This is a genomic window from Candidatus Igneacidithiobacillus taiwanensis (genome assembly GCF_031962545.1).
GTDB lineage: Bacteria > Pseudomonadota > Gammaproteobacteria > Acidithiobacillales > Acidithiobacillaceae > Igneacidithiobacillus > Igneacidithiobacillus taiwanensis.
In genome coordinates, this window is sequence record NZ_JAVRKK010000204.1 from 1 (window position 1) to 2,985 (window position 2,985).

Below are 2,985 nucleotides of genomic sequence, written 5' to 3' on the forward strand. Positions count from 1 at the left end.
GGCGGCGGCTACGACCCTGTTGCCCAGCGGCAATCGCCTGCCGGAGCTTGGGCGCCCGGTGGCAACTTGTGACGGGCGCAAGGTGCCGGGTGGGCAGAGCTTGCAGTTTGCTAAGCTGCAACCTTGTGCTCTGGGTTTGGATGGCGGCCGGGTTTTGCTCTTGGGCGATATGGATGATCCTACCCTTGCCGCCTTTCTCCGTCCTGCGGATCGTGGTGCCCCGCGCGTGATTTTTGCCCCCTACAGTTGGGATCCTTGGCAGCGCCATGCCCTGCTCCACGCCTACCCCTATGCCAGTATTCGCTACGTGGGCGAGGGCGGTAACCCCTGGCGATGGTCGAAGGGGCATCTACAGCTGCGAGATGGCGGCGGCGGTCGCCCATACTGGAACCTACCGTAAGAAGACTGGATCCTTGACCGAAGCGCCAGTGCCCGCGGATACTTGCGGCAAGAAAAGAGGGGGGGGTCAGAGCATGCTGCGGTTGCTGCCATTGCGTACCAAAAAACCATGTCCGAGCTGCTGAAACTCGCCATCTCTCTGGCCTGGGCCATTTTGGGCGCGGGTGTTCTCTTTTTGCTCTATTGGGCCTTGGGGCAGCTGCACCGCTGGTTGCAACAGCGTTTGGGGCAGTGGTTGCTGCATCGGCACGGAGCGCTGGCGCAGTACCTCGGGCAATTGCAGTACCTGCTGAACGGCTTTTTGCGGCTGTTTTTTCTGGCTTTTTATCTGATTCTTGCCGCTCTTTACCTTACCTTTGTGCTGCGCCAGTTTGATTTCAGCCACGCCCTCGGGGTGCATTTTACCCAGTGGCTCAAGCTCTGGTTGGGACGCATCGGCTATCAGGTACTGGTTGCCATTCCCAATCTTCTGGTGGCTATACTGATTTTTATCACAGCACGCGGCATCGTCCACGCCAATTCTACCTTGCTGCGACGGGTGGAAAGACAGCAACTGCGTTTGCCCTGGATTTCTGCCGATCTGGCGGCACCGACGCGGCAAATCAGCGCCCTGCTCATTTGGCTCTTTGCCCTCGCCCTGGCCTATCCCTACCTGCCTGGGTCCAGCAGCGCCACCTTCCAGGGGGTCTCGGTTTTGGCTGGCTTGATGATTTCCCTGGGTGGGCAGAGTGTGGTGGGCCAGGCTTTGGCTGGATTCTCTCTGCTCTATTCTCATGCCTTGCGCCCGGGAGAGTATGTCACCATCGGCTCGATCCGGGGTACCGTGGTCAAGATTGGCATGTTCGCCACGCGTATCCACACTGGCACGGGCGAAGAGGTGAGCATTCCCAATTCGGTGGTGTTCAGTCAGCCCATTCGGAATTTCTCTCGCGAGGGAGGGGGCAACCAGCACGTTCTCCAGGTTTCGGTTTCCATTGGCTATGGCACCCCTTGGCGGCAAGTCCATGCCCTGCTTCTCGAGGCGGCTGCGCGTTGCCCCGGCCTGTTGCGTGATCCCGCGCCATACGTCTTGCAACAGGCATTGAGCGACTTTTATGTGGAATACACCCTGGTTGCCGCCTTCGATATCGATGTGCTCGGTAGCCATGCCCTCACCCTCTCGGCCCTGCATGGTGAGGTGCTTGATATCTTTAACGAAAATGGGGTGCAGATCATGTCTCCCCATTACGTGGATGATCCCGTCAGTCCCCAGCAGGTAGCCTCGGAGAACTCTTGGGGGCCGACGCCGCCACATCCTACACTGTCCGCTAGCGCGGGCCTTTCTTCTACCGCAAGGAGCAATGCGCATGGCCTCTCGTAACTGGTTTTTTCTCGCCCTCGGCTTGCTGGCCTGCACCGCCAATGCCGAGGCCTGTACCCGGGTGGTCTACCACGGTGACGATGGGCTCAACATCACCGGTCGTACCATGGATTGGAAAGACCCGATGAACACCCGGCTCTGGCTCTTTCCCGCGGGCTTGCGGCAAAATGGTGGCGCTGGCAAAGACTCGGCGGACTGGACCTCGCGCTATGGTAGCGTCGTCGTCACTTCCCTGAACGCAGCGGTGAGCGATGGCATGAACCAAAAGGGTCTGGTCGCCAACATGCTCTGGCTCAATACCAGTAAGTATCCGGACCACTGCGCGGCTGACGAAAAACGTCTCGTGATCAGTGCCTGGGCACAGTATTTTCTCGATAACTTTGCGACGGTAAAAGAAGCCCTGGCTTCCCTCAAGAGCCACCCCGTCTGTTTGATTTCCGCCCCCATTCCTGGCACCGATCGCTTTACGACCTTGCATCTGTCCTTGTCCGACGCCAGCGGCGACAGCGCCATTCTCGAATATGTCGACGGCAAATTGGTAGTCCACAGCGGTCGCCAATATCAGGTGCTCACCAACAATCCCGAGTATCCGCAGCAGCTCGCCGTGGCCAAATACTGGGAGCAGATTGGCGGTACTCGCTTCCTGCCCGGCACCAACCAGGCCCCAGACCGCTTTGCTCGCGCCGATTTCTACATCCATGCCATCCCCAAGACCGCCAACAATCAGCTTGGGGTAGCCGAGGTATTCAGCGTTCTCAACAATGTTTCGGTACCCATGGGTATCTCTACCCCGGGGCATCCCAATATCTCTACTACCCGCTGGCGCGTGGTTGCGGATCAGAAAAACCTGCGCTACTACTTCAATTCGACTTCCTCCCTGGATCTTTTTTGGGTGAATCTGCAAAAGGCTGACCTGCAGCCCGGGGCGCCGGTGCGCATCTTGCCCATGGGGCAGGGGCAGACTTACAGCGGCGATGTGCTCAGCAAATTTGTGCCGAGTAAGCCCTTTCACTTTGCCCCGGTGCCGCCCGAGGTTTTGGCCGCCTATCACTGATTTTTATCTTTCTTGACCGTTTCGACGCGGTGAAAGACGCGCCCCTTGTGGTATATTCGGCTGTCTTCAGCGCTGAGGTTGGGAGGGATGCGTGCAGGATTTGCTCGAACTGTTTAGCCTGGGCGGCTTCGTCCTGCCCATTCTCTTGCTGGCGGCGGTCATCGCCCTGGCC

General features: G+C 58.8%; 2 protein-coding genes and 1 pseudogene. All 3 read left to right on the forward strand.

The genetic code is table 11. The annotated features are described in order from the left end of the window. A pseudogene (locus tag RTI30_RS13680) lies at positions 1–400 on the forward strand (hypothetical protein); the annotation flags it as partial. Positions 401–508: 108 nt separating this feature from the next. Then, a complete protein-coding gene (locus RTI30_RS13685) occupies positions 509–1,759 on the forward strand; it encodes a mechanosensitive ion channel family protein (protein ID WP_312263473.1) in 1,251 nt (416 codons plus the stop codon). Continuing rightward, positions 1,746–2,813 (forward strand): linear amide C-N hydrolase, encoded by a 1,068-nt coding sequence (locus RTI30_RS13690; RefSeq protein ID WP_312284066.1) that lies wholly within the window; start codon positions 1,746–1,748, stop codon positions 2,811–2,813. The genes RTI30_RS13685 and RTI30_RS13690 overlap by 14 nt, the downstream gene beginning before the upstream one ends. Positions 2,814–2,985: the final 172 nt, after the last annotated feature.